The 25,760-nt window shown below is 30.4% G+C and carries 24 protein-coding genes; 9 read left to right on the plus strand and 15 right to left on the minus strand.

The window, feature by feature from the left end; all coding sequences use genetic code 11:
- Positions 1-67 precede the first annotated feature (67 nt).
- Positions 68-1,267, plus strand: a complete 1,200-nt coding sequence (locus AJ886_RS01625; RefSeq protein ID WP_052859058.1) for a putative transporter — start codon at positions 68-70, stop codon at positions 1,265-1,267.
- 100 nt (positions 1,268-1,367) lie between these two features.
- Positions 1,368-2,726, plus strand: a complete 1,359-nt coding sequence (locus tag AJ886_RS01630; protein WP_002860995.1) for a hemolysin family protein — start codon at positions 1,368-1,370, stop codon at positions 2,724-2,726.
- A gap of 12 nt (positions 2,727-2,738) precedes the next feature.
- Here the strand turns inward: AJ886_RS01630 and AJ886_RS01635 are convergent, their stop codons facing one another.
- The 10 genes from AJ886_RS01635 to tig form a co-directional block, all read right to left on the minus strand.
- Positions 2,739-3,923, minus strand: coding sequence for a metallophosphoesterase (locus AJ886_RS01635; protein ID WP_044778718.1), 1,185 nt, complete (start codon positions 3,921-3,923; stop codon positions 2,739-2,741).
- Positions 3,924-3,932: 9 nt separating this feature from the next.
- A complete protein-coding gene (locus AJ886_RS01640) occupies positions 3,933-4,142 on the minus strand; it encodes an alkylphosphonate utilization protein (RefSeq protein ID WP_002857271.1) in 210 nt (69 codons plus the stop codon).
- Entirely contained in the window at positions 4,135-4,854 is a 720-nt protein-coding gene (locus tag AJ886_RS01645; RefSeq protein ID WP_070287047.1) for a TerC family protein, read from the minus strand. The genes AJ886_RS01640 and AJ886_RS01645 overlap by 8 nt, the downstream gene beginning before the upstream one ends.
- Before the next feature lie 72 nt (positions 4,855-4,926).
- Positions 4,927-5,493, minus strand: coding sequence for a phosphoribosylglycinamide formyltransferase (gene purN, locus AJ886_RS01650; RefSeq protein WP_044779778.1), 567 nt, complete (start codon positions 5,491-5,493; stop codon positions 4,927-4,929).
- Positions 5,484-6,854, minus strand: coding sequence for a bifunctional ADP-dependent NAD(P)H-hydrate dehydratase/NAD(P)H-hydrate epimerase (locus tag AJ886_RS01655; RefSeq protein ID WP_070287048.1), 1,371 nt, complete (start codon positions 6,852-6,854; stop codon positions 5,484-5,486). The genes purN and AJ886_RS01655 overlap by 10 nt, the downstream gene beginning before the upstream one ends.
- Positions 6,838-7,536 (minus strand): NYN domain-containing protein, encoded by a 699-nt coding sequence (locus AJ886_RS01660; RefSeq protein WP_002826913.1) that lies wholly within the window; start codon positions 7,534-7,536, stop codon positions 6,838-6,840. The genes AJ886_RS01655 and AJ886_RS01660 overlap by 17 nt, the downstream gene beginning before the upstream one ends.
- Before the next feature lies 1 nt (position 7,537).
- Positions 7,538-9,043: a YifB family Mg chelatase-like AAA ATPase gene (locus AJ886_RS01665; RefSeq protein ID WP_070274893.1), complete on the minus strand. Its 1,506-nt coding sequence runs from the start codon at positions 9,041-9,043 to the stop codon at positions 7,538-7,540.
- A complete protein-coding gene (gene def, locus AJ886_RS01670) occupies positions 9,040-9,567 on the minus strand; it encodes a peptide deformylase (RefSeq protein ID WP_002861002.1) in 528 nt (175 codons plus the stop codon). The genes AJ886_RS01665 and def overlap by 4 nt, the downstream gene beginning before the upstream one ends.
- 35 nt (positions 9,568-9,602) lie before the next feature.
- Positions 9,603-10,187, minus strand: a complete 585-nt coding sequence (gene clpP / locus AJ886_RS01675) for an ATP-dependent Clp endopeptidase proteolytic subunit ClpP (protein WP_002861003.1) — start codon at positions 10,185-10,187, stop codon at positions 9,603-9,605.
- The gene (gene tig / locus AJ886_RS01680) at positions 10,187-11,530 is read right to left on the minus strand and encodes a trigger factor (RefSeq protein ID WP_070287058.1); all 1,344 of its coding nucleotides are present in this window, start codon (positions 11,528-11,530) and stop codon (positions 10,187-10,189) included. Before tig ends, clpP begins: the two co-directional genes overlap by 1 nt.
- A gap of 143 nt (positions 11,531-11,673) precedes the next feature.
- On the opposite strand from tig, the gene folE reads away from it, so the two are divergent.
- Positions 11,674-12,246 carry a GTP cyclohydrolase I FolE gene (gene folE / locus AJ886_RS01685; RefSeq protein ID WP_002880936.1) on the plus strand — a complete coding sequence of 191 codons (573 nt, stop codon included), beginning with the start codon at positions 11,674-11,676 and terminating at the stop codon, positions 12,244-12,246.
- Positions 12,246-13,631 carry a flagellar protein export ATPase FliI gene (gene fliI, locus AJ886_RS01690; protein ID WP_002854283.1) on the plus strand — a complete coding sequence of 462 codons (1,386 nt, stop codon included), beginning with the start codon at positions 12,246-12,248 and terminating at the stop codon, positions 13,629-13,631. Before folE ends, fliI begins: the two co-directional genes overlap by 1 nt.
- Positions 13,632-13,633: 2 nt before the next feature.
- Here fliI and purF read toward each other — a convergent pair whose 3' ends face one another.
- The 5 genes from purF to AJ886_RS01715 all read right to left on the minus strand — a co-directional run bounded on the left by purF (position 13,634) and on the right by AJ886_RS01715 (position 18,554).
- Positions 13,634-14,971, minus strand: a complete 1,338-nt coding sequence (gene purF, locus AJ886_RS01695; RefSeq protein WP_070287049.1) for an amidophosphoribosyltransferase — start codon at positions 14,969-14,971, stop codon at positions 13,634-13,636.
- A 1-nt stretch (position 14,972) separates the two neighbouring features.
- Positions 14,973-15,701: a 4-hydroxy-tetrahydrodipicolinate reductase gene (gene dapB, locus AJ886_RS01700; RefSeq protein WP_002861007.1), complete on the minus strand. Its 729-nt coding sequence runs from the start codon at positions 15,699-15,701 to the stop codon at positions 14,973-14,975.
- Between the two features lie 62 nt (positions 15,702-15,763).
- Complete coding sequence (locus AJ886_RS01705; protein ID WP_002861008.1) at positions 15,764-16,945, minus strand: replication-associated recombination protein A; 1,182 nt, start codon at positions 16,943-16,945, stop codon at positions 15,764-15,766.
- Complete coding sequence (locus AJ886_RS01710; RefSeq protein ID WP_070287050.1) at positions 16,945-18,072, minus strand: hypothetical protein; 1,128 nt, start codon at positions 18,070-18,072, stop codon at positions 16,945-16,947. The genes AJ886_RS01705 and AJ886_RS01710 overlap by 1 nt, the downstream gene beginning before the upstream one ends.
- Before the next feature lie 134 nt (positions 18,073-18,206).
- Positions 18,207-18,554, minus strand: coding sequence for a hypothetical protein (locus AJ886_RS01715; RefSeq protein ID WP_070287051.1), 348 nt, complete (start codon positions 18,552-18,554; stop codon positions 18,207-18,209).
- 315 nt (positions 18,555-18,869) lie between these two features.
- On the opposite strand from AJ886_RS01715, the gene AJ886_RS01720 reads away from it, so the two are divergent.
- The 5 genes from AJ886_RS01720 (at position 18,870) to infC (ending at position 25,728) form a co-directional block, all read left to right on the plus strand.
- Positions 18,870-20,216, plus strand: a complete 1,347-nt coding sequence (locus AJ886_RS01720) for a CitMHS family transporter (RefSeq protein WP_002880928.1) — start codon at positions 18,870-18,872, stop codon at positions 20,214-20,216.
- Positions 20,217-20,399: 183 nt separating this feature from the next.
- Positions 20,400-22,397: an OPT family oligopeptide transporter gene (locus tag AJ886_RS01725; protein ID WP_083267232.1), complete on the plus strand. Its 1,998-nt coding sequence runs from the start codon at positions 20,400-20,402 to the stop codon at positions 22,395-22,397.
- A gap of 73 nt (positions 22,398-22,470) precedes the next feature.
- Positions 22,471-23,274: an undecaprenyl-diphosphate phosphatase gene (locus AJ886_RS01730; protein ID WP_041159997.1), complete on the plus strand. Its 804-nt coding sequence runs from the start codon at positions 22,471-22,473 to the stop codon at positions 23,272-23,274.
- Positions 23,275-23,404: 130 nt separating this feature from the next.
- Positions 23,405-25,213, plus strand: coding sequence for a threonine--tRNA ligase (thrS, locus tag AJ886_RS01735; RefSeq protein WP_002861014.1), 1,809 nt, complete (start codon positions 23,405-23,407; stop codon positions 25,211-25,213).
- Positions 25,210-25,728, plus strand: a complete 519-nt coding sequence (infC, locus tag AJ886_RS01740) for a translation initiation factor IF-3 (protein WP_002861015.1) — start codon at positions 25,210-25,212, stop codon at positions 25,726-25,728. The genes thrS and infC overlap by 4 nt, the downstream gene beginning before the upstream one ends.
- Positions 25,729-25,760: the final 32 nt, after the last annotated feature.

Below are 25,760 nucleotides of genomic sequence, written 5' to 3' on the forward strand. Positions count from 1 at the left end.
TTATGATTTTTAATAAACTCTTGATTAAATAAAGTTGATTAAAATTTTTCTTTTAAAAGGTGGTAGCATGTTTTCTTCATTTTTTAAAAGTAAAAAATGGGCTTTATGGGCTTATTTAGGACTTTTTTTACTCTTATTTTTTCTTTTTATTCAAACAAGTCTTAATGTTGCTATAAATTCATGGTATAGTGATTTTTACAATGTTTTACAAAAGCCAAAAATAGAACTTTTGGATTCTAATTCTACGCAAAAAATAGAAACTAATTTCGAAAATAATGCCACTTTAATCCAAGAGGCTAATCAAAGAGCTGAGCAAAATTTCCAAAAAGCTAATTTTATCAATAAAGGCGCATTGTATTATTATCAAAATTTATTAGAATATTTTTTCAACTCTAGGGCTATGATTGAAAAGCCAAATTATTCAGCAAATGATTTTTATGCTTTGATTTTAGTTTTTTTGGCTATTGCTATTCCTTATGTTTTAATCGCTACGATTAATATCTATTTTGCTAGCGTCTATGCTTTTAAGTGGCGTGAGGCTATGACTTTTTCTTATTTAAAATTTTGGAAAAATAAAGATGACAATATAGAAGGAAGTTCGCAAAGAATTCAAGAAGATACTTATAATTTTTCCAAAATCGTAGAGAGTTTAGGACTTAGTTTTATAAAAGCTTTGATGACCCTTGTAGCATTTATTCCGATTTTATGGAGTTTAAGTGATGTTGTGAGTAAAGCTTTATTTGCAAATTTAAGCGAAAATTCTTCTTTTTATTTTTTAAAAAACATTGATGGTTTGCTTGTTTATATTGCACTTTTGATTTCTTTAGGAGGCTTGGTTGTGTCATGGTTTGTAGGTATTAAGCTTCCTGGACTTGAATATAACAATCAAAAAGCTGAAGCAGCTTTTAGAAAAGAGCTTGTTTATGCTGAGGATAATCGCAAAGAATATGCTAAAAATGAGACTATGATAGAGCTTTTTACAGGGCTTAAATTTAACTATAAAAGACTTTTTTTACATTATGGATATTTTAATATTTGGCTCATTTTATTTGAGCAAATGATAGTTATAGTGCCATTTTTAATCATGGCACCAGGGCTTTTTGCTGGAGCTATAGGACTTGGTATTGTAATGCAGATTAACAATGCTTTTGATCAAGTACGAAGCTCTTTTAGTGTTTTTATCACAAACTGGACAACTATCACTCAACTTAGAAGCATATATAAGCGTTTAAAAGAATTTGAGAAAAATATTTCTTATAAGTCTTAGCTTTTATCTTAATAAGATACAAGAAAAAATTCAAATATTAAATTTACTTTTAATTGTGTATAATAAGGTTTAATAATATTTTATTTCTTAAGGAGCTTCATTGGACCCCAGTCAGGTTTTGGATTTAAACCAAACTTCTACAGCATCTTTTGATGCAGGATATTCTATACTTATGGTTGTTGTTGCACTTGCTCTAGTGTTTTTAAATGGTTTTTTTGTTTTGTCTGAATTTAGTATTGTTAAAGTACGTCGTTCCAAGCTTGAAGAGATGGTAAAAGAAAAAAAAGCTGGTGCCAAGAAAGCTTTGGAGGTTACTTCAAGACTCGATACTTATCTTAGTGCTTGTCAATTAGGAATCACTTTAAGTTCTCTAGCTCTTGGTTGGATAGGTGAACCTGCTATTGCAAAAATGCTAGAAATTCCGCTTATTAATCTTGGTTTTAGCACTGTTATTATCCATACTATAGCTTTTATTATTGCTTTTAGCATTATTACTCTTTTACATGTGGTTTTAGGAGAACTTGTGCCAAAAAGTATAGCTATTGCAGTTGCGGATAAAGCAGTTTTATTTATAGCTAGACCGCTTCATTGGTTTTGGATACTCTTTTTGCCTTGTATTAAAATTTTCGATTTTTTAGCAGCTATAAGTTTGAAACTTTTTGGAATAAAACCTGCTAAAGAAAGCGAGCTAACTCATAGCGAAGAAGAAATTAAAATCATAGCAAGTGAGAGTCAAAAAGGTGGAGTTTTAGATGAATTTGAAACAGAGATCATACGCAATGCTGTTGATTTTTCAGATACTGTTGCTAAAGAGATTATGACTCCTAGAAAAGATATGATTTGTCTAAATAAACAAAAAAGTTACGAAGAAAATATGCAAATCATTTGTGAACATAAACATACTCGCTTTCCTTATATTGACGGTTCTAAAGATACTATTTTAGGGATGATACACATACGAGATATAATACAAAATGAATTAAGCCATAAAAGTCAAAATTTAGATACTTTTGTTAAACCTTTGATTTTGGTTCCTGAAAATATCAGCATTTCAAAAGTACTTGTAATGATGAATAAAGAACGCTCTCATACTGCATTAGTAGTTGATGAGTATGGTGGAACTGCTGGAATTTTAACCATGGAAGATATCATGGAAGAAATTATTGGCGAAATTAAAAGCGAGCATGAAGAAGACAGCTATAAAAAACTTGCTGAAAATATCTATGAATTTCAAGGACGATGCGATATAGAAACTGTTGAAGAAATGCTTGTAATAAACTATGATGAGGATTTAGAACAAGTTACTATAGGTGGATATGTATTTAATCTTTTAGGACGCTTGCCTATAGTAGGAGATCGCATTGAAGATGAACTTTGTTACTATGAAGTTAAAAAAATGGATGGGAATTCTATAGAGCGTGTTAAGGTGGTTAAAAAAACAAATAAAGATGAAGAATAAGCCTCTTTAGGCTTATTTCTTTTTGTAAATTTGGTTTTTAATTTCTATACACTCAAAACCTTTTTTATCTAGTGTAACTACGCGTAAATATCCACCATCATCTATTTTACCCTCGCATAAAAATACTCTTTTGGCTATTTTCATAGGAAGTTTTTCTTTATTTCTGTGTCCAAAGATTTGATAAAGATTGTCCGAGGTGAAATTACAAAATTGATTTGCTACTTTTTGACTGTCCTCATATCCACCTACACCATAAATAAAATCATGGCTTGGTATAAAACTTATTTTTTCAGGTTTGGAGGGTATAAAATTTACTCCTCCATGTGAACAAAATATGAATTTATTTTGGAATTTGTAGTATAAACATTCTTTTAGATGAGGATAGAGTTTTCTAGCATCTCTTGGAGTAAGTTTTTCTTTTCTAAAATCCTTTAAAGTATTTTCATTAAATTCTTTGGAATTTGACAATTCTCCATTAGCCCATTTTATAAGATGTCTTTCGTGATTTCCTTCTAATAAGCATACATTTTCTTTTTCGCAAATTTTTAAAAGAAATTTTATTACTTTGCCATTTTCTATACCTCTGTTGATATAATCTCCTAAAAATATATAAAATTCATCTTCTTTGATTGTTTTAATGTATTCTTTTAAAACACTATAACAACCTTGTAAATCTCCTATATGATGAATTTTTTTGTATTTGCTTAAATTTGGCATTTGGTAAAGACATTTTTTCCAATCGCTCGAGTCTAAAATTGGGTATTTTTTTGGATTTTTTTTGAGCAAATCTTGAGTTTTTTCCAAAAGAGCATAAGGGATGATATATCCATTTTTTTTAGCTTCTAAAAGATTTTTTTCTTGACATTGTTTTAAAGAGTTATCAAAAACAATAACATACATTTTATAGCGATATTGTTTAGCTAAGTCTTTATAAATTTTTAATGTTTCATTGTAAGCGTTTATGATGCAAAACTCACCTTTTTGCATACGCATTTCTAGAAGTTTGAGTAAAATTTTACTCAAATCTTCATCGTTTTTAACATTTAAAATTTTATATTCACTGACTATATTTTTAACGCTTCCTGATAAAAGACGCAAAGCATTTAAATCAAGTGTATAATTTTGAAGTTTATTATTTTTGATAAATTCTTCTTGTCCTGCGTAATAATTCCCTCTTAAAACAAGTAAGATTCGCACATTCTTTGCCTAGATTTTCTTTAAAAATTCAGTTTTTAAAACAATAACGCCAAATTTATCTACTCTAGCCTCAATTTCACCTTCTTTAGAAGTGAGCTTAATATTTTTTATAGTAGTTCCACGTTTTAAAGTTGTACTTGCACCTTTAACCTTAAGATCTTTTATTACACTCACGCTATCACCTGCGTTAAGTTCTGTTCCATTAGCGTCTTTAGCCATTTTTTTCCTTTCTTTGATCTAAAATATTTAAAATTTGCACCACTAAAGCAAAAGCCATAGCAGTATAAATATATGCCTTATCAATATGAATATCAAAACTTTCAGCAACTAAAACTACGCCTATTAACACCAAAAAAGCTAAGGCTAAAATTTTAATGCTTGGATATTTTTCAACAAAATCTGCTATAGGTTTAGAAGCAAAAAGCATCACAGCTACTGCGATAATAACAGCGATAATCATGATGGTTACATCTTGAGCAATTCCTACTGCGGTAATCACACTATCAAGCGAAAATACTATGTCAATCACAGCAATTTCAGCTACAACTATCCAAAGTTTATTGCTTGTTTTAAAATGACTTTGACTTTCTTCTTGATGAGAAATTTGCACTTTAATTTCTTTAATAGACTTTACAATCAAGAAAAGCCCACCTAGTAAAAGAACTAGATCTCTACCTGAAATTTCATTGCCCAATACGCTAAACAAAGGTGTTACAAGTTTCATCACCCAAAAAAGAGACAAAAGAAGTAAAATTCTTGTAATCATTGCAAAAGCTAAACCTAAGATACGTCCTTTATCACGATGTTCAGGGGGTAGTTTACTTACTAAAATAGCTAAAAAAATGATATTATCTATCCCTAGTACAATTTCAAGAGCACTTAAAGTAGCTAAAGTAATCCAAGCATCAATACTAAATATCCATTCAAACATAAATTTCCTTGAAAATTTTAAAATTTTTTTAAAGCGATATTTTATAGTTTTAAAGCAAATACCTTTAATTCTTTAAGAAAAAATTTCAATCACACTTAAGGGTAAAATTTCATGTTCTAGGCTATGAATTTTTTCTTCAAATTCTTCAAAACTCAAATTTCTTTTTTCAAAAGCTTTTTGAGCTATAATCATCCCACCATCAAGTTCTTCATTGACCCAATGCACACTCACGCCAGCTACTTTCATATCACTTTCATAGCTTTCTTTAATCGCATGTGCTCCTTTAAAAAGTGGCAATAAAGAAGGATGAAGGTTAATTGCCTTAATATTTTTTGTAAAAACAGGACTTAAAATTCTCATAAAACCTGCTAATACAGTAAGATTTGCTCCACTTTCTTTGATTTTTTGTACTAAAATCGTATCAAATTCTTCACGAGTATTATAAGCCTTATGATCAACAATGATAGTATCAAGACCAAATTTTTTTGCCCTTTGTATACCAAAAGCATCTTTTTTATTGCAAAGGCAAAGTACTACTTCATAGGTATTTTCCCCTATGGTTTTTTTATGAAGTTTTTCTAAAATATTTTCTAAATTACTTCCATTTCCACTAAAAAGTACAGCTAATTTTACAAGCATTTTAATCCTTTGATAAGTTTTAAAGCATCAAAGCTATTTTTATTAAATTTATATTTTTTTGCAACAAGCCCATGAGCTAAAGTAGCATTTTTTGCTGCTTCTAAAGCACTAAAACCAAAACCTAAATGCGTAGCAATCATTCCACTTAAAACATCTCCACTCCCACCTTTAGCTAAGGCTTGATTTCCCAAATTTACAACAAATAATTTTTCTTTTTGCACAATAATAGGATTTGCTCCTTTTAAAACAAGAACACAATCATAATTTTGCGAAAATTTTCTAGCATAGAAAAAGCGATTTTTTTGCAATGTTTCTATATCTAAATCCTCATCAAAGCACATTTTATAAAGTTTTATAAATTCTTTTGGATGAGGGGTTATAACGACATCTTTTCTGTTTAAATACCAAAGCAAAGCTTCACTTAAAAAGCAGTTTGCGTCCAAGATCAAAGGAGTGTTTTGCAAAATTTCATCTTTTAGAAAATCCAAATTTTCAAGCCCCATACCTAAAGCAATAGCACTTGCATTATTTTCAATTTTTTCTTTTAACATCAAAAGAGGCGAGAAGCTTTTTTGTGCTACTAAAGAAACAAGTCCTGCTCCAAAATTTAAGGCTCCAAGTCCTGCTAAAGTTCCAGCGCTTGCATTGGCAACTATATAAATATGGCCAAAATTTCCTTTATTAGCGTTGATTTTTCTATCTATAGTTTTTAAATCTTTTTTTTCAAGCAAAAAAGCTTGAGAATTAGGGTAAAATTTCTTAGAGCTAATGCCTAAATTGGCTATTTTAATCCTTCCTACAAATTCCTTAGCAAAATCTTCAAGTAAAATTTCCTTTAAAGCTCCCATGCAAAGTGTAATATCAGCTTTAAAACAAGGATAAAATCCCAAATTTGTAGGCATATCACAAGCTATTTTTAAAGCCTTGCTTTGATTAACTTTTTGAATTATTAAACTTGTTTTTTCATCTAAATAACGATTTAAGCCTGTGCCTAAAATACAATCAATAATAATATGAAATTTTTTAAAATTGGGTTCTTTTTTACAAAATTTAAAAGCATAATTTTGTAAAATTTGCTCTTGTTTTTTAAAAAGCGTATTTTCTTTAAATCCTATTTTATAAGCTTTAGCGTGTTTTAAATTTCTTAAAGCCACCAAGCCATCTGAAGCGTTGTTACCCCCGCCTAATAAAAAAAGTATTTTTACTTTTTTAATCTTGCGTTGAATGCAGATTTTTTTAGCTTCTTTTTTAATCAGCTTGGCTAAATTTAATCCTGCATTTTCCATTAAAATAAGCTCATCTAAGCCTTTATTTATAGCATTTTGTTCTAAAATTTTTATATTATCAATAATAGCTTTCATAATCTTTTTTCACCAAAAAATATATATTTTTTTCTCTTTCTTCTTCAAATTTTTTCATTTTGGGTAAAAATTTCTGGATCAAAGCACGAAAATTCTTAAAACCATAATTTTGCGGATGAAAATCCGAGTATTTGCGGTTCATATTAGTGCGGATTTGTGCGTATTCAGCGCGCCCCTTTTCATCGATGAGCTGTTCGGTGATATTGATTAAAGCTCTTAAATAATCCTTACTTAAAATATCTTCTTTTTTACTCTCATCTTTATCTAAATAAAAAAATTCACTAAAAGCATTTACATAGGATTTTATAGACTTTTCAAGCCCCATTCCTATAACTTGTTTTTTATTTTCTCTTAATTTTTGAATGAGTGAAGTATAATCACTATCGCTTGAAACAATAACAAAAATATCTATATTTTTTTCATAAAATATGGACATGATTTCAGTGATTAAATACATATCGCTTGAGTTTTTGTTGGCTGCAAAATTAAATTGTTGCATAGCGATTAAAGAATATTCAGCAATTTGCTCTCTCCAACCTTGTATATTTTTTTGAGTCCAATCCCCATAAATGCGTTTAATGATAACCTCTCCATAATCTGAAGCGATATCAAAAATACTTTTAGCGTATTTTGCAGGGATATTTTCTGCATCTATAAAGATAGCTATACTTTTATTTTCCATTTTAATTCCTTGCTCTAAAGCTTAAAGCTTCTAAAATATGGGTTTTGTTAATATTAAGACTTTGTTCTAAATCCGCTATACTTCTTGAAACTTTTAAAATTTTATTAAGCGAACGCAAAGAAAGATTATAACGTGAAATTGCTAAATCTAGCGTATCTTTAGCATCTTTTTCCAATACACAAAAACGACTCAAATCTTCATCTTTTAATTTCCCATTAAATTCTTTTTGCCCTCGTTTTTTACCAAAAATAAAAGCTTGTAAAATTTTTTCACTCATTTCTTTAGAACTTATACTCGTTTTATCATCCTTACTAATCTCATCCATAGCTACATAAAGATCAATCCTATCCATAATAGGAGCTGAAATGTGATTTTTGTATTTTTTAATCTCATTTTCACTACAAACACAAGAAAGATTTTTAGAAAATAAATTTCCGCAAGGACAAGGATTTTGAGCGGCTATAAAGCTAAATTTTGTTTCATAAGTGATTTTAGAATTTACTCTTGAAATATGAATTTTATAATCCTCTAAAGGTTCTCTTAAACTCTCTATGATTTGCTTGTTAAAATGTGGAAATTCATCAAAAAACAATACTCCACCATTTGCAAGTGCGACTTCTCCAATTCTAGCATTTTTTGTTCCTCCGCCAAAAATACTTGCTCTTGTAGAAGTATGATGAGGATGACGAAAAGCACGAATTTTAGTAAATTCACAATCTTTTGAATCTAAAGACATATAAGCATTTTGCATTAAAATTTCACTTAAACTTTGAGGAGGCATGATATAAACAAGACGTTTAGCACACATACTTTTACCACTTCCTGGACTTCCTTCAAATAAGATATTATGCATACCTAAAGCAGCTATCATACAAGCTCTTTTAGCTTTTTCTTGCCCTTTGATGTCTTTAAAATCAAGTTTAAAATCCATATTTTGTAAAAAAATTTCATTTTCTATTTGCAAAGGGTTTGTAAATAAAGGATGATTGTGCGAGAAGTGAAAATTTTCATAATTTTTTTCTTTAAAAAACTCTATTGCTTCATTTAAATTTTCAAGTCCATAAACCTCTAAATTCGGTATCATGGAAGCTTTTTGTGCTATACTTTTTGGAACAACGATTTTAGCTTTTTTAATTTTAGCAGAAAGAAACAAAAGCAAAGAAAAAAGCTCATTTGTGCTTTTAATACTTCCATCAAGTCCTAATTCTCCTACTACAAAAAAGTCATCTAATTCTTCATTTTGTAAAAGGATTAATAAAGCAATGGCCAAATCAAAATGAGACCCCTTTTTTGGGATGCCTGAAGGACTAAGATTGATAGTAATTTTTTTAGCAGGAAAAGCAAAATCACAACTTAAAAGCATGGCTTTGATGCGTTCGACACTTTCCTTAATCGCTACACTTGCAAGTCCTACTATGCTTAAATTTGGCAAACCTCTTGTAAAAGTGGATTCTACCTCTATAATGTCTAAGCCTTCATGAAAGCTTATGCACTTTAGTTTTTTCATTTCTCTTTTTTATGATTTTTCTTCTTTTTCTTAAATTCTTTATCGAATTTTTGACGCTTAGCAAAAGAAATTTTTTCTATAAATAAATGTCCATTCAAATGATCATTTTCGTGTTGAATAGCCACAGCTAAAAAACCTTTTGCTTCAAGTTCTTTAAATTCTCCAAAGCGATCTTGATATTTAAGTAAGATATGATTATAGCGTTTTACTTCTTCGAAAAAATCTGGCACACTCAAACACCCTTCGGTACAAGTGATCATTTCTTCATCTAAAGGAATAATTTCAGGATTAATAATCTCTAGCAAATCTTCTTTTTTTTGTTCATCATTTTCATCAAAAATATTCACAAGTAAAGCACGCAAAGGAATATCCACTTGAATAGCTGCTAAACCTACTCCATTACTTGCTATCATAGTTTCATACATATCATCAAGCAAGGTGTGAAGTTCTGTATCAAATTTATTTACAATTTCAGAGTTTAAAAAAAGTCTAGGATTAGGATAAGTGATAATTTTTCTAACCATTAAAAAACCTTTGTTTTAAATGATCTCCAAAGAAATCATTTAAAACTTTTTTCCAAAACCTTATCAATCAGTCCATATTCTTTAGCTTCTTGTGCTGACATGAAAAAATCTCTTTCTGTATCTTTTGCTATTTTTGTAACTTTTTGCTTAGTATTTTTTGCCAAAATATCATTAAGTATAGTTTTAAGTCTTAAAATTTCTTTAGCTTGAATTTCAATATCTGTGGCTTGACCTCTAGCTCCACCTAAAGGTTGATGAATCATAATGCGTGAATTAGGCAAAGCAAAACGTTTTCCTTCTGCGCCACAACTAAGCAAAAATGCTCCCATAGAAGCAGCTTGTCCTATGCAAATCGTACAAACATCAGGTTTGATATAGTTCATAGTATCATAAATACTAAAACCACTTGTAATGACACCGCCTGGAGAATTGATATAAAGATAAATATCTTTTGTAGGATCTTCAGCTTCTAAAAAAAGAAGTTGTGCTACGATAGAAGCAGCAAGTTCATCATGAATTTCGCCACTTAGCATAATAATTCTATCTTTTAAAAGGCGTGAATAAATGTCATAACTTCTTTCACCACGACTGGATTTTTCAATAACATAAGGAATAAACATTATTTATCTTCTTTCTCTTTTTTGCTCGCTTTTTCCGATTTTTCCGATTTTTCTGTTTTTGGCATAAAAATATCATTAAAAAGTTTTTCTTCAATTAAAGCCATTTTCACAGCAGGTAAAGCTCCTTGTTTTTTATAGTTTTCTAAATGCTCTTTTGGATTCATACCATAGCGATATGCTTCAAAATAAATCGCTTGAATCAATTCTTGATCATTTACTTCAATCTTACGCAATTTTGCAAGCTCATCAATAATAAAAGTAAGTTTTACACTTTTTTGCGCTTCTTCTTTAAAAGAATCACGTTTTTCTTGATATTTTTCTTTACTTGCTTTAAGCTCTTCAATTTCTTTTTCGCTAAAAGTATTAAAAGCTGCACGCATTTGCATATCAGTTTCTTGTTCTACTATGCCTTTAGGTAAATCAAAATTATATTTTTCAATCAAAGCATCTGCAAATTTACCTTTTAATTCGTCATTTACAAGTTTAAAAAGCTTTTCGTTTTTGATTTGCTCTTTTAATTTTTCATCTAAAACTTCAACACTAGTTTTTTCTTCTCCTGGTAAAAGTTTTTTAAGCATTTCTTCATCAAGTTCTGGAATTTTAAGCTCTTGAATTTCATGTAGTTTTACTTTAAATACGGCATCTTTACCCGCTAAATGCGCTGCACCGTATTCTTTAGGGAAAGTTACTTTGATATCTTTTTCTTCACCTATTTTCATTCCTACCATACCATCTTCAAAACCTGGAATAAATTGCTTAGAACCAATTTCTAAAACATAATTTTCAGCTTTACCACCTTCAAAAGCTTTATCATCTACAAAACCTTCAAAATCAAATTTTGCAAAATCACCTTCTTTTAAAGCTCTTTTTGTTTTTATAGCTTCAGGAGTAGCAAAACGCTTTAAAAGTTCATCTTTTTTCTCATCAATTTCTTTTTTACCTACTTTTGGAGTTTGGTATTCAGGAATGAGTTTTTCATAACCCTCAAGTTTGATTTCAGGTTTAAAAGAAAGTATTAACTCAGCAATAATTTCTCCATCTTTACGATCAAATTTTTCAAAATATGGCTCACCTACAAGCTCTTTACTTTCTTTTTTAAGTTCTTGTAAAGCACTATTTACAGCAGATTTAAAAAGATTTTGTTCCGCGTCTTGAGTGAGTTCTCTTTCATATCTTTTAAGTACAGCACTTACAGGAACTTTTCCTGGTCTAAACCCATCCATTTTTACACTTTTAGAAGCTTTTTTTGCTAAATTTTCTACTTCACTTTTGATCATTCCTGAAGGAATTTTTACACTAGCAGTCGCATTAACAGAATCTAGTTGCTTTGCCTTTACTTCCATAGTTTTTTTCCTTATAAAATAAAATTTGCTTTCAATCATAGCAAATTTTTCCTTATTACTTGCATAAAATTTTAAAGTAATTTATGATAAAATTGCAATATTACATTATTATTAAAATAATAAAAATATTTTTGGAGAAAAATTTGCAAAAAAAATTTGAAGATTGTGTTAAAACTATGCTTGAAATTATAGGAGAAAATCCAAATCGTGAAGGACTGATTAAAACACCAAATCGTGTTTTTAAAGCTTATGAATTTCTTACTAGTGGTTATACGCAAAATGTCAAAGATATTTTAAATAATGCTTTATTTGAAAGCTCTAATAATGAAATGGTTTTGGTGCGTGATATAGAATTTTACAGTCTTTGCGAACATCATCTTTTACCTTTTTTTGGGCGTGCTCATGTAGCCTATATCCCTAATAAAAAAGTAGTAGGTTTAAGCAAAATTCCACGCCTTGTAGAAGTGTTTGCAAGAAGACTTCAAATTCAAGAACAACTTACCGAACAAATCGCACAAGCTTTAATGGAAAATGTCGATGCAAAAGGTGTGGGTGTAGTCATAGAAGCAAGACATATGTGTGTTGAAATGCGTGGAGTACAAAAAGCTAATTCCACCACTACAACTTCAGCTTTGCGTGGAATTTTCTTGAAAAATGAAAAAACTAGAGAGGAATTTTTTTCTCTCATAAACTCTGCTAAACAGGTAAGATTTTAATGAATCTTGAAAAACTACGTTCCAAACTTGGTAAAGAAAATTTAAGTGCTATTTTTGGAGAGATTACAAAAATTTCTGCTACAAGTATAGAAATTCGTGGGCTTAAAACAGGGGTTGGAGATATAGTGAAGTTAGTTTCCAATGAAAATGAAAATTTAAACACTCTAGCTATGGTCGTAGAAATCAAAGAACAATTTAGCTATTTAAGCCCATTTTCTTTTATAGAAGGTTTTAAGATAGGCGATCGTGCTTTCATAAGTGATGCAGGTATGCAAATAGGCGTTAGCGATGAACTTTTAGGCAGAGTAGTAGATCCTTTTATGCGTCCAAAAGATGGTAAAGGAGCTATAGAAGTAAGTAAATATATGCCTATAATGCGTGCACCTATTGATGCGATGAAAAGAGGGCTTATAGAAGAAGTTTTTCCCGTGGGTGTTAAAACCATAGACGCACTTTTAACTTGTGGTGTAGGGCAAAAACTTGGTATTTTTGCAGGAAGCGGGGTAGGAAAATCCACTCTTATGGGAATGATAGTTAAAAATTCCAAAGCTCCTATAAAGGTAGTGGCACTCATAGGAGAAAGGGGGCGTGAAATTCCTGAATTTATACAAAAAAATTTAGGCGGAAAGCTCGATGATACAGTGATTATTGTTGCTACAAGTGATGATAGTGCTTTGATGCGTAAATACGGTGCTTTTTGTGCAATGAGTGTGGCAGAATACTTTAAAGAACAAGGTAAAGATGTACTTTTTATCATGGATAGTGTAACGCGTTTTGCTATGGCGCAAAGAGAAATAGGACTAGCTCTTGGAGAACCTCCTACAACCAAAGGTTATCCACCAAGTGTTTTAAGTCTTTTGCCTCAACTCATGGAAAGAACGGGTAAAGAAGAAGGTAAAGGCACTATAACAGCCTTTTTTACCGTTTTGGTAGATGGAGATGATATGAGCGATCCAATTGCTGATCAAAGTCGTTCTATCTTAGATGGACACATTGTTTTAAGTCGTGAATTAACAGACTTTGGAATTTATCCTCCTATTAATATACAAAACTCTGCTTCAAGGGTGATGAGTGACATTATAAGTCCTGAACATAAACTTTGGGCAAGAAAATTTAAGCGTTTAAACTCGCTTTTAAAAGAAAATGAAGTATTGCTTCGCATCGGTGCCTATCAAAAAGGAAGTGATAAAGAACTTGATGAAGCTATTTCTAAAAAAGAATTTATGCAAAAATTCTTAGGGCAAAATCCTGAAGAAAGCTTCGAATTTAATCAAACTTTAGAGCTTTTAAGTCAAATTGATACACCAAATACTCCTTTGCCACCAACTCAAAATATAAATGTAGGAAGTGCAAGTGCAACCTTGCCTAATCCTAATTTAAAATAAAATTATTTAATAAAATAATCCCCATCAAAACTGATTAAAGAATATTTCCTTTCATTGCCTATGCTTTGGGTTAATTCTTCTATGCTTAAAAAACTTAGCGTATCAGCTTCTACATATTCACGCACTTCTTCAGTATTTTTATTTGCGCTGATAAGTTCTTCAAAAGTTGGAGTATCTATGCCATAAGTATCAGGAAATTTGATCTCAGGACAAGCTATGGCAAGATGGATTTTGCTCGCTCCTGCAGCACGAAGTAAAGAAATTATTTTTTTAGAAGTAGTGCCACGCACCAAGCTATCATCAATGACTACAATTTCTTTGCCTTCTAAAACTTTACGCATAGGGTTAAGCTTTAGTTTTACTTTTAAATTTCTAAGCTCTTGAGTTGGCTCTATAAAGGTTCTTCCTACATAATGATTTCTTACTATTGCCATTTCAAGAGGGATTTGTAAATATTGCGCAAAACCTATAGCTGCACTTACTCCACTATCTGGCACAGGCACGACAAAGTCTGCTTTATAAACAAATTTTTTAGCTAAAGCTTCGCCCATTTTTTTACGCACTTCATACACACTTTTGCCTTCTACTATGCTATCAGGTCTAGCAAAATAAATGTATTCAAAAGCACAAATTCTAGGAGTTTGAGAAAAAAGTTCTATACTTTCAAATTTATCATTTCCTTGAGTAAAAATAAGCATTTCCCCTGGTTTAACATCACGAATAAATTCAGCCTCTATAAGATCAAAAGCACAAGTTTCACTAGCAACTATATAGCCTCCATCTTTTAAACGTCCTAAAGATAAAGGACGTACTCCATGAGGATCTCTTACAACATAAAGTTTATCTTTGCTTGCTAAAACAAAACAATAAGCCCCTATACATTCTTTTAAACTCTCAATAAATCTATCTTTTAAGCTTTCTTGCTTACTTCTTGCGATAAGATGGACAACATTTTCTGTATCCATATTGGTTTGAAAAATAGCCCCATCTTGAATAAGTCTTGATCTTACTTCTTCTTTATTAACTAAATTTCCATTATGCGCTAAAGCAATATCACCTAAAACCGAAGTAGCCACTATGGGCTGAGCATCGTTTAAACTTGAATTTCCTGCTGTAGAATAGCGATTATGCCCTATAGCGATTTCACCTTCTAAAGTTTTTAGATTATCAGGATTAAAAATTTGACTCACTTCACCTTTAGCTTTAATAGTCTTAATATTTTTACCATTACTCACACTAATACCACTTGCCTCTTGCCCACGGTGTTGCATAGCAAAAAGTGCATAATACGCATAAGTGCTAGCATTTTTTGAATTGATAACTCCTACAACTGCACACATTTTAAATTCCTAAAAAATCATTGATTGAATACATTTTTGCTTCTTGCTTACTAAGCCAAATAGCGATTTTAATCGCACCTTTAGCAAAAGTCGCCCTTGAAGTAGCGGTATGATTAAGTTCTAAAAACTCACCATCTTCATAAAAACCTACTGTATGGCGTCCTACTATATCGCCACCCCTTAAACTCATCACAGCAATTTCATCTTTGCTTCTTTCACCTATAATGCCATCTCTTCCACTTACTCTTACTTTTTCAAGTTCTAAATTTCTAGCTTTTGCTACACTTTGGGCTAAAGTCATAGCCGTACCACTTGGTGCATCTTTTTTATGGCGATGATGCATTTCTAAAATTTCTATATCAAAATTTCTTAGCATTTGACTGGCTTTACTAGCAAGATAGTTTAAAACTGCAACACCTAAAGACATATTGGTCGCATAAAAAATCGGCATCACTTCACTAGCACTTTGCATCAAATGTAAAATTTTCTCATCAAGTCCTGTTGTACCTATTACCAAAGGTTTAGGCATAGTTCTTGCATAATTTAAAAGCTCATGAGTTCCACTTGGGGAAGAAAAATCAATAATCACATCGCTTTTTTCAAAAAGCTCTTCTAAATTTCCACCCTTATTATAAAGTATCGAAATTTGTGCTTGCGTTTCGCTTTTTAAACATTCTTCAATCTGTTTTCCCATGCGTCCTTTAGCGCCATAAATTCCTATTTTAATCATCTTTTTCCTTGAAAATAAAATATTGATTTTAGCATTTATTTTGTAAATTTTAAATAATAAAATTAAGCTTTATAATTTTTTAATTTATATAAATTATCTAACAATTTTGCTTCTTCTCCTAAGCCCTTGCTATGATAAAATTTTAAATTTTTACTAAGATATTTTTGCTCTACCCAGCCACCAAAATCATGTGGATAAAGATAGTTTTGTTTTTCTTGATGATTGTTGTTAAGATAATTAGGTATTTCTAAAGCTTCATTATTTTTTACATAGTTTAAAGCTTCATTGATAGCTTTGTAGCTTGCATTAGATTTGATTGTGCTTGCTAAATAAACTACGCATTGGGCTAGGATAATTCTTGCTTCAGGATAACCTATATTTTTAACAGCCTCTAGAGTCGAAACCGCTAAATTTAAAGCATTTGGATCGGCATTTCCGACATCTTCACTTGAAAAAATCACCAAACGCCTAGCGATAAAATCCGCACTTTCTCCTGCATCAATAAGTCTTGCAAGATAATAAATAGCTGCATCAACGTCACTTCCGCGTAAACTTTTTATCATTGCACTTGCTAAAATATAATGTGTATCTTTTGAGCTAACACCTTCACTATTTATGGTGTTGCGAAGTTTTTTAAGATTTTCAAGACTGATATGTTTTTCATCTAAAACCAAGACAAATTCAAGCAAATTTAGCATAGCTCTTGCATCAGCACTTTTAAGTAGAAAATCTTTAGCTTCTTTATCAATACTAAATTTCATTTTTTCTTGTACACGCAAAAGTAAAGTTTCAAGTTCCTTTACCCCTAAAGATTTAAATTCGAAAAGCATGGAACGACTTCTTATGCCAGAACTTAAAACAAAATAGGGATTTTCAGTGCTTGCGCCGATTAAAATTAAACGGTAATTTTCCATAGGAATTAAAAGCATTTCTTGTTGGGTTTTGCTAAGGCGGTGAATTTCATCAATAAAAATTAAAGGCTTATAAAGACTATTTTTATAATTATCTAAAATTTTTCTTAGTTCTTCGAGTTTAAAATTTCCTCCATCAAATTCATAAAAATCTAAGCCAAATTCTTTGGCTACAACTCTAGCAAAAGTTGTTTTTCCAGAACCTGCTGTTCCAAAAAAAATACTATGAGGAAGTTTTTGTAAAGCAGTAAATTTTTTGAAAATTTCTATAAGCTCATATTGTCCTAAAATATCATCAAAATTTTCAGGGCGAAAGGTTAAAGCTAGGCTCATTAATTTAAATCCATATTTGAAAATTCACTACCATTAATTTTTAGCTGAGGATTGGCTAAGCTATCATAAGATAAATTTAGAAAAAAGTTATTATTTTCTTTTAAAAAATATTGATTTAAACCTCCATAATCCTTTGTCCAAGGAAAAATTTCATCTGGCTCATCTGAACTGATAACTTGTAATTTTGCTTGATAAGAGTTGTTAATATTTAAATTGCCTTGTAGACTGATATTTTGTTTATTTTTTTCAAGAATTAAATTTTGTATTTTTAGATCAAGATTTTTTTGAATAAAATGAGAGATATTGAAATTTGAGTTAAGAAATTTATTTATGGTTATGTTAAATTTTGTTTTGTCAAAATTCAAATTCTGACCCAATAAAGATTTAAGATCAATATTAATTTCATTGGATTTTCCTTGTATGTTTAAGTTTATTGTTGAATTTTCTTCATTAAAATTTACTTGGTTTTTGCTATAAAAAGAATTGATTTTATTGTTATCTAGCACAAGATAATCAAAGTTGATCTCTTGTTGGCTATCGCTAAATAAATTTAACTCATAAAATTGTACAGGATTGTTAAAAAATTGTTCGTAATTTAAATTTTGCAATACAAATTTAGTATAAAATTGAGAAAAATCAATCATATCAAAATGTATTTTAATGTTTTTAATTTCTAAATTTTTATTCATTAAAGCTTCAATATATCCGCCGTTTATGATGGTATCTCCGCCTTCATTGCTTAAATTTATATCTTTAACATTTAGAAATATTTTAGAGTTGTTATCGTGTAATTTGAGAGTAAAAGTTCCTAATTTATTGTTTTTTAACACTTCATCTAAAAAATCAAAAGGATTTGTAAAATTTCCTTTTATAATTTTATTTAAGAAAAAATAATTATTAAATTTAAGGTTGATTTTGGTTGAAAGCTGTGTATGAGAGTGATTTAAAGTAAAACTTCCTTTAGAAGTTAAAAAACCTTTTTTGAAGTAAATATCTGTAATTGTATAATCAGGATTGCTGTTTTTAATAAATTTATTAAATAAAAGTTCGTTAGTGTATCCTATATAAAATGTATGAATAATAAAACCTAATATAAAACAAAAAACAATAAAAATCCATTTTTTCATTATTTGCCTTGGATGAAAGTATAAGTGTTATTTTATAAATTGCTTGTTAAAAAAGAGTTTAAATTTTTATTTAAGAGTGATGAAGTAGTTTAGTAAAGAATGATTTTTATAAATCCCTTGTTAAGGGATTTATATTAATAAGCTTTTTTATAACATTGAATTTCAATTTTTCTAGCTACTGGAATAGCTTGAGTATTTGGTGTAGCAGGTGCTCCATAAGAAATTTTACTTTCTAAAAAATTTCCAACCTTTAAGTCTTTAAAAGTTCCATCTTTATCTGTTCCAAAAATACCACAATCATCCATTTCTATTTCGGTATTTGGTAGAACTTTTATAGCCATTTGTCCGCCATAAATTGAGTCAATAAGCAAGGTTTTATTGTTATCATAAATTTGTGCAATAGTACCTTCAAGTTTTAGACTATCTGCAAAAAGCATTGAGCTAGCTAAAAGTGCTGATGTAAATAAAATACTTTTTTTCATAATTATTTCTCCTTTAATGTAAAGTGATAACATTATAAACTTTTTAAGTGAAGTGAATGTGAAGTTAAAATTTTGACTTTTTAGTTTTGATAATATTATGCAACTTATTATATTTTGACTATCGTTACTTCTAGTTGTAAATTTAAAAGAGTGAATACTTTATCAAAAATAATTAAAAATTATTTTTTATTCTTGTTTAAAATAGTTACATTAGAAAATATATTTTTTCCAAAAAGCTATAAATTTAAACACATATAAGTTGGACTTAAAATATCCATTTTATTATTGAATAAAAATGATACAAAAGGATAGGATATGGAATTTTTTTTAGCTTTATTGGGTTTTTTCTCATTAGGATTGATAGTTTGGCTTTTGCTAAAAGATTATACTACTCCGGCATTAGCTTTTATAAGTGTAAGTATTAGCGTAGCTTGTATTTTACTTATTCTTGAACAGCTTGGTTTTGGCGTGGGTGCAGCTTTAGGGGTTAAAGGAGGTGTTTTTGATATTAAAACATTGGTTGCTTTTATTAAAGATGGAGTCAAAAGCGTAACGGATACGGCAGCTTTGTTTGTTTTTTCTATACTCTTTTTTAGTGTTTTAAATGCAAGTGGTTTTTTTACTAAAATTTTAAATGCGTTTTTATCAAAAATGAAAGCTAATGTATATCAAGTTTGCATTCTTACTGTTTTTATTACTGCTGCTGTACATTTAGATGGTTCAGGTGCTTCTACTTTTCTTATTGTAATACCTGCATTATTACCTATTTATGAGCGTTTAGGTATAAGAAAGACTTCAATGTTATTGATTATTACTTCGGCTATGGGGGTTATGAATGTTATTCCTTGGGGTGGTCCTACTTTAAGAGCGGCTACTAATATAGGAATGGATGCAAATTTGCTTTGGCACCATATTATACCTATTCAGATTGTAGGTTTGGTATTATCCCTTCTTTTGGCAATTTGGATTGCTAAGATAGAAATAAAAAGAGGTGCAGGCGCAGGTAACTTGTCTGGAATAAATTTAAATATAGAAAAAAGCGAACACCATAATGAAAAATGGTTTTGGTTAAATTTACTTGTAGCTATTGGGGTTATTGGGCTTTTAATTAGTGGTATTTTTCCTAGTTATATTTGCTTTATGATAGGACTTGCAATAATTTTACCGCTTAATTATCCTAATTTAAAAATAGCTAAAAAAGTTTTAGATCGTGCAAGTGCTGGTGCAATGCTTATGTATATTACTTTAATTGGTGCTGGGATATTAATAGGTGTATTTGATAAAAGTGGTATTATGGAGAAAATGGGTGTTTTGATTTTAAATTTTGTTCCAGATTATTTAGGTGCTTATATTCCTTTGATGGTAGGGATATTGGCTGTTCCAATGGCAATTATTTTTTGTACAGATTCTTATTTTTATGGAGTGATGCCTATAGTTTTGAGTGTAACTAAGGCTTTTGGCGCTGAACCTTTGACTATAGCTATTATCATGGTGATAGCAAGAAATTGTGCGACATTTATTTCTCCTGTTGTGCCTGCAACTTTGCTAGGTTGCGGTTTAGCAGAGGTTAATATTAAAGATCATATCAAAAGAAGCTTTTTTTATATATGGGGTATAAGTATTATTTGCTTGATTTTTGCTGAGGTAGCTGGGATAATATAATTAAAATAAAAAAACTTTTGATTTTTCAATGATTGGTTCATTGTTTTATGATATTTTTGAGTCAAAAATTTATAAAAATATAAGCGTTTTTTTGTATTATTTTATTTTGCTTTAGAGAAAAATTATAAATTTAAACTTATAAGAATATTTTTTAACGTTGAAAGTAAATTTTAAAACGGAGAAATGATGTACAAAAAACAAAATTTACCAGAACTTACCTTAAGGGGTTTGATTTTGGGAAGTATTTTAACTATTATTTTTACAGCTTCAAATGTATATTTGGGGTTAAAAGTGGGACTTACTTTTTCATCATCAATTCCAGCTGTGGTCATCTCCATGGCGGTTTTGAGTCTTTTTAAGACTTCAAATATTTTAGAAAATAATATGGTTCAAACTCAAGCTTCAGCAGCAGGAACTTTATCATCGGTTATTTTTGTTATCCCAGGGCTTTTTATGTGTGGGTATTGGAGTGAATTTCCACTTTGGCAAACTTTTATGATATGTCTTTGTGGTGGCGGACTTGGAGTGCTTTTTACTATACCATTAAGAAGGGCTATGGTGGTTGAAAGCAAACTTGCTTATCCTGAGGGTAGAGCCGCAGCTGAAATTTTAAAAGTAGCCAATAAAGATCAGAGTAATAAAAAAGGAAAACAAGGCATTAAAGAAATAGCATTAGGCTCTTTTATAGCTGCTATTTTTAGTTTATTAAGCAATGGTTTTAAACTCGCCGCAAGTGAGAGTAATTTTGCTTTTATTTGGAATAAAATGGCTTTTGGTTTTTCTATGGGATATTCTTTGGCACTTTTAGGAGCAGGTTATTTAGTTGGTTTAGCAGGTGCTATAGCTCTTTTTGTAGGTATGTTTTTAGCTTGGGGTATTTTTACTCCCTATCTTTCAAATTTTGAATTCGATAGTGCAAAAAATGCCGTAGATTTAGCTTCTAGTGTATGGAGTTCTAAAGTAAGGCTTATAGGAACAGGAGCTATTGCTATAGCAGCGCTTTGGACTTTAATAGAACTTTTAAAACCCGTTATTGAAGGTATTAAAGAAATTGTTAAAAATGTTAAAATTACTAATCAAGAAAAAAATGAAAGAACAAATATAGACCTTTCTTTAAAAAGTATTTTTATACTTTTTGTTTTAATGGTTGTGGGTTTATTTATTACTTTTTATAGTTTTATTGAAGATGCTAACTTAAGTATTTATTATCAAATGCTATTTTCATTTGTTGGAACTTTAGTTTCTGTTTTAATAGGTTTTTTTGTTGCAGCAGCTTGCGGATATATGGCAGGACTTGTAGGATCTTCTTCTAGTCCTATTTCTGGAATCGGACTTATTGGTGTTATTATTTCTTCTATTGTTTTTTTGGTTTTAGGTGTGGAACTTTTTCAAGATCCTATGCTTTCTAAATTTGCAGTAGCATTAGCTATTTTTACTACTAGTGTTATTTTGGCTACAGCTGCTATTTCGAATGATAATTTACAAGATTTAAAGACAGGACATTTAGTCGGAGCTACTCCTTGGAAGCAACAAGTTGCTTTACTTGTAGGCTGTGTTTTTGGTGCTTTGGCTATAGTTCCTGTTTTAAATTTGCTTTATCAAGCCTATGGTTTTGTTGGAGCAATGCCAAGAGAAGGTATGGATGCTTCATCGGCTTTAGCAGCACCGCAAGCGAATTTAATGAGTACTATCGCTCAAGGAATTTTTCATCACAATATAGAGTGGGGTTATATGGCTTTTGGTGTATTTGTAGGAATTTTAATGATTATTATAGATAAAATTTTAAGAAGAACACAGAAAATGTCTTTGCCGCCTTTAGCCGTTGGAATAGGTATTTACCTTCCGCCTGCTGTAAATATACCTTTAGTTATAGGCGGAATTTTAAAATATATTGTAATGCAATACTTGACTAAAAAATATGCAAAAAATTCTCATAAAGAAGAAAAACTTGCAAGTTGTGAGCAAAGAGGCACGCTTTTTGCTTCAGGGCTTATAGTGGGTGAAAGTATTTTTGGGGTAATTATCGCAGGAATTACTGTATTTTCAGTAAGTATGGGTGGTAGTGAAAATCCTTTAGCTTTAAATTTAGCAAATTTTCATGATAGCGAGCTTTTCGCACTTATCTTTTTTGTGGGAGTTGTATTATATTTTATTAAGCGTATTGTTAAAAAAGATGCTTAATTTTTGGGGTTAAAACCCCATTTAATCCATTCTGATATAGTTTTTCTTTTGCAATTATCATTCAAGGATTAAAATGGAAAATTTATATGCTTTAATACTTGGAATTATAGAAGGTCTGACTGAGTTTTTACCTGTTTCTTCAACAGGACATATGATTTTAGGTACGACTATTTTAGGTATTGATATAGATGAGTTTTGGAAAAGTTTTTTGATTATCATCCAGCTTGGTTCTATTTTGGCGGTAATTTTTGTATTTTGGCGTAAATTGTTTCAAGGGCTTGATATTTGGTTAAAACTTGCAGTGGGATTTTTTCCTACTGGAGTTATAGGGCTTTTTGTGGCAAAATACTTAAATGCTTTATTTAATGGTTGGGTTGTGGTTGGAATGCTCATTTTTGGTGGTGTTGTGCTTATTCTTATAGAACTTGCGCACAAAAATAAACAATATCGTATCAATTCCTTAGAAGAAATAAGTTTTAAACAAGCTTTTTGTATAGGTATTTTTCAATCTTTAGCCATGATTCCTGGCACTTCAAGGAGTGGAGCAAGTATTATTGGTGGGCTTTTGTTAGGATTTAATAGAAAAGTGGCTGCTGAGTTTAGTTTTTTGCTTGCTATTCCAACGATGATTATTGCTACAGCTTATAGTATTTATAAAGAGCCTGAATTACTGAGCAATGCAAATTCTTTAATTCCTTTAGGCATAGGTTTTATCACTGCTTTTGTTGTTGCGGTTTTAGTTATAAAATTTTTCTTAAAATTTATTTCTAAATTCGACTTTATCCCTTTTGGAATTTATCGTATTATTTTAGGATTTGTTTTCTTTTATTTGTATTATAGTGGGATTTTAAATGCTGGAAGTGAATTTAAGCTATAAATAAATATTAAATTTATTCTAAGATTTTTTTAAAAATAAGCTGAATTTCAAAAATAATTAAGTCTTAGAAAGTTAAAATTAGAACTTTATAAACACTCACAGGGTAAGTGAGCGACAAAGGGTTAAAAATATGGAAAAAGAAGTTATTGCGTATTTGGACAATGAGACAATAATTGACTCTCAAAGTGTGAAAGATACAAATTTAAAAGAAATTTATTTTGATAATTCTAAAGAAAGTTTAGAAGTAATCCGTCATTCTTGTGCACATTTAATGGCACAGGCGATTAAGAGTTTGTATCCTGAAGCTAAATTTTTCGTTGGTCCTGTTATAGAAGATGGATTTTATTATGATTTTCGTGTAGAAAGTAAGATCGGCGAAGAAGATTTAGTAAAAATTGAAAAAAAGATGAAAGAACTTGCTGAAGCAAAGATTGAAATTTCAAAATATGAAATCACAAAAAACGAAGCTTTGGCTAAATTTCAAAATGATGATTTAAAACAAGAAGTTTTATTGCGTATTCCTGATGGAGCTGTAAGTATTTATAAACAAGGTGAATTTGAAGATTTGTGTCGTGGTCCTCATGTGCCAAATACGAAATTTTTACGCTTTTTTAAACTCACTCGTGTTGCAGGAGCGTATTTGGGTGGCGATGAAAAAAGAGAAATGCTTACTCGAATTTATGGGACTGCTTTTGCAGATAAGGAAAGTTTAAAAGAGTATTTAACCATTATTGAAGAAGCTAAAAAACGCGATCATAGAAAGCTTGGAACAGAGCTTAAACTTTTTACTTTTGATGATGAGATCGGAGGTGGTCTTCCTATTTGGTTGAGTAACGGTGCAAGACTTAGATCTAAACTTGAACATATGCTTTATAAGATCCATCGTTTACGTGGTTATGAGCCTGTGCGTGGGCCTGAACTTTTAAAAGCAGATGCATGGAAAATCAGTGGGCATTATGCAAACTATAAAGAAAATATGTATTTTACACAAATTGATGAACAAGAATATGGCATTAAGCCTATGAACTGTGTGGGACATATTAAAATTTATCAAAGTGATGTAAGAAGTTATCGTGATTTGCCTTTGAAATTTTTTGAATACGGCGTGGTACATCGTCATGAAAAAAGTGGCGTTTTGCATGGACTTTTTAGAGTGAGAGAATTCACTCAAGATGATGCACATATTTTTTGTATGCCAAGTCAGATTAAAGAGCAGGTTTTAGAAATTTTAGCTTTTGTGGATAATTTGATGAAATTATTTGATTTTAGCTATGAAATGGAAATTTCAACTAAACCTGAAAAAGCCATAGGTGATGATGAAATTTGGGAAATAGCGACTAAGGCTTTAAAAGAAGCTTTAGATGAACAAGGTTTAAAATACGGTATTGATGAAGGTGGCGGGGCTTTTTATGGGCCAAAGATTGATATTAAAATCACCGATGCTTTAAAAAGAAAGTGGCAATGTGGAACCATACAAGTAGATTTTAACCTGCCAAGTCGTTTTAAACTCGAATATACTGATAGTGATAATGAAAAAAAACAACCTGTAATGTTGCATCGTGCGATTTTAGGTTCTTTTGAAAGATTTATAGGAATTTTAACCGAGCATTGTGCGGGTGAGTTTCCATTTTTTATCGCACCAACCGCAGTGGGTATAGTGCCAATAGGCGAAGCACATATTGCTTACGCAAAAGAAATTCAAAAAGAATTATTAGAGCTTAATATCGATAGCGAGGTGTATGAAAAAAATGAGAGCTTAAGTAAAAAAATTCGTATCGCTGAAAAGCAAAAATTACCTATGATTTTAGTTTTAGGCGATGATGAGGTGGCAAAGCGTAGCGTTGCTTTAAGAGATAGAAGAGCTAAAGAACAAAAAAATCTTAGCTTGGACGAATTTATTAAATTAGTTAAGGAGAAAATGAGTGAGGTACACTTTTGAGTAAAGAAAAAGAAGTATTGCTCAATGAAGAAATAAGAGCGGATGAAATCAGATGTGTTGGCGATGATGGCAAAGTTTATGGTATTATCAGTAGTGATGAAGCTTTAGAAATTGCAAATCGTTTAGGACTTGATCTTGTAATGATAGCTGCAGATGCTAAGCCACCTGTTTGCAAGATCATGGACTATGGTAAATTCCGTTATCAACAAGAGAAAAAACAAAAAGAAGCAAAGAAAAAACAAAAAGTGATTGATATAAAAGAAATCAAACTTTCTGTAAAAATTGCTCAAAATGATATTAATTACAAGGTAAAACATGCTTTAGAATTTTTAGAACAAGGTAAGCATGTGAGATTTCGTGTGTTCTTAAAAGGACGTGAAATGGCAACTCCTGAAGCAGGTGTAGTTTTGCTTGAAAAAATTTGGACTATGATAGAAAATGAAGCTAATCGTGATAAAGAGCCAAATTTTGAAGGTCGTTATGTAAATATGCTTGTAACTCCAAAAAAAGCTTAATCCACTTTTGTGGATAAGGCTTTTAAAGGTTT

Source organism: Campylobacter sp. BCW_6465, from assembly GCF_001762815.1.
Lineage (GTDB): Bacteria > Campylobacterota > Campylobacteria > Campylobacterales > Campylobacteraceae > Campylobacter_D > Campylobacter_D jejuni.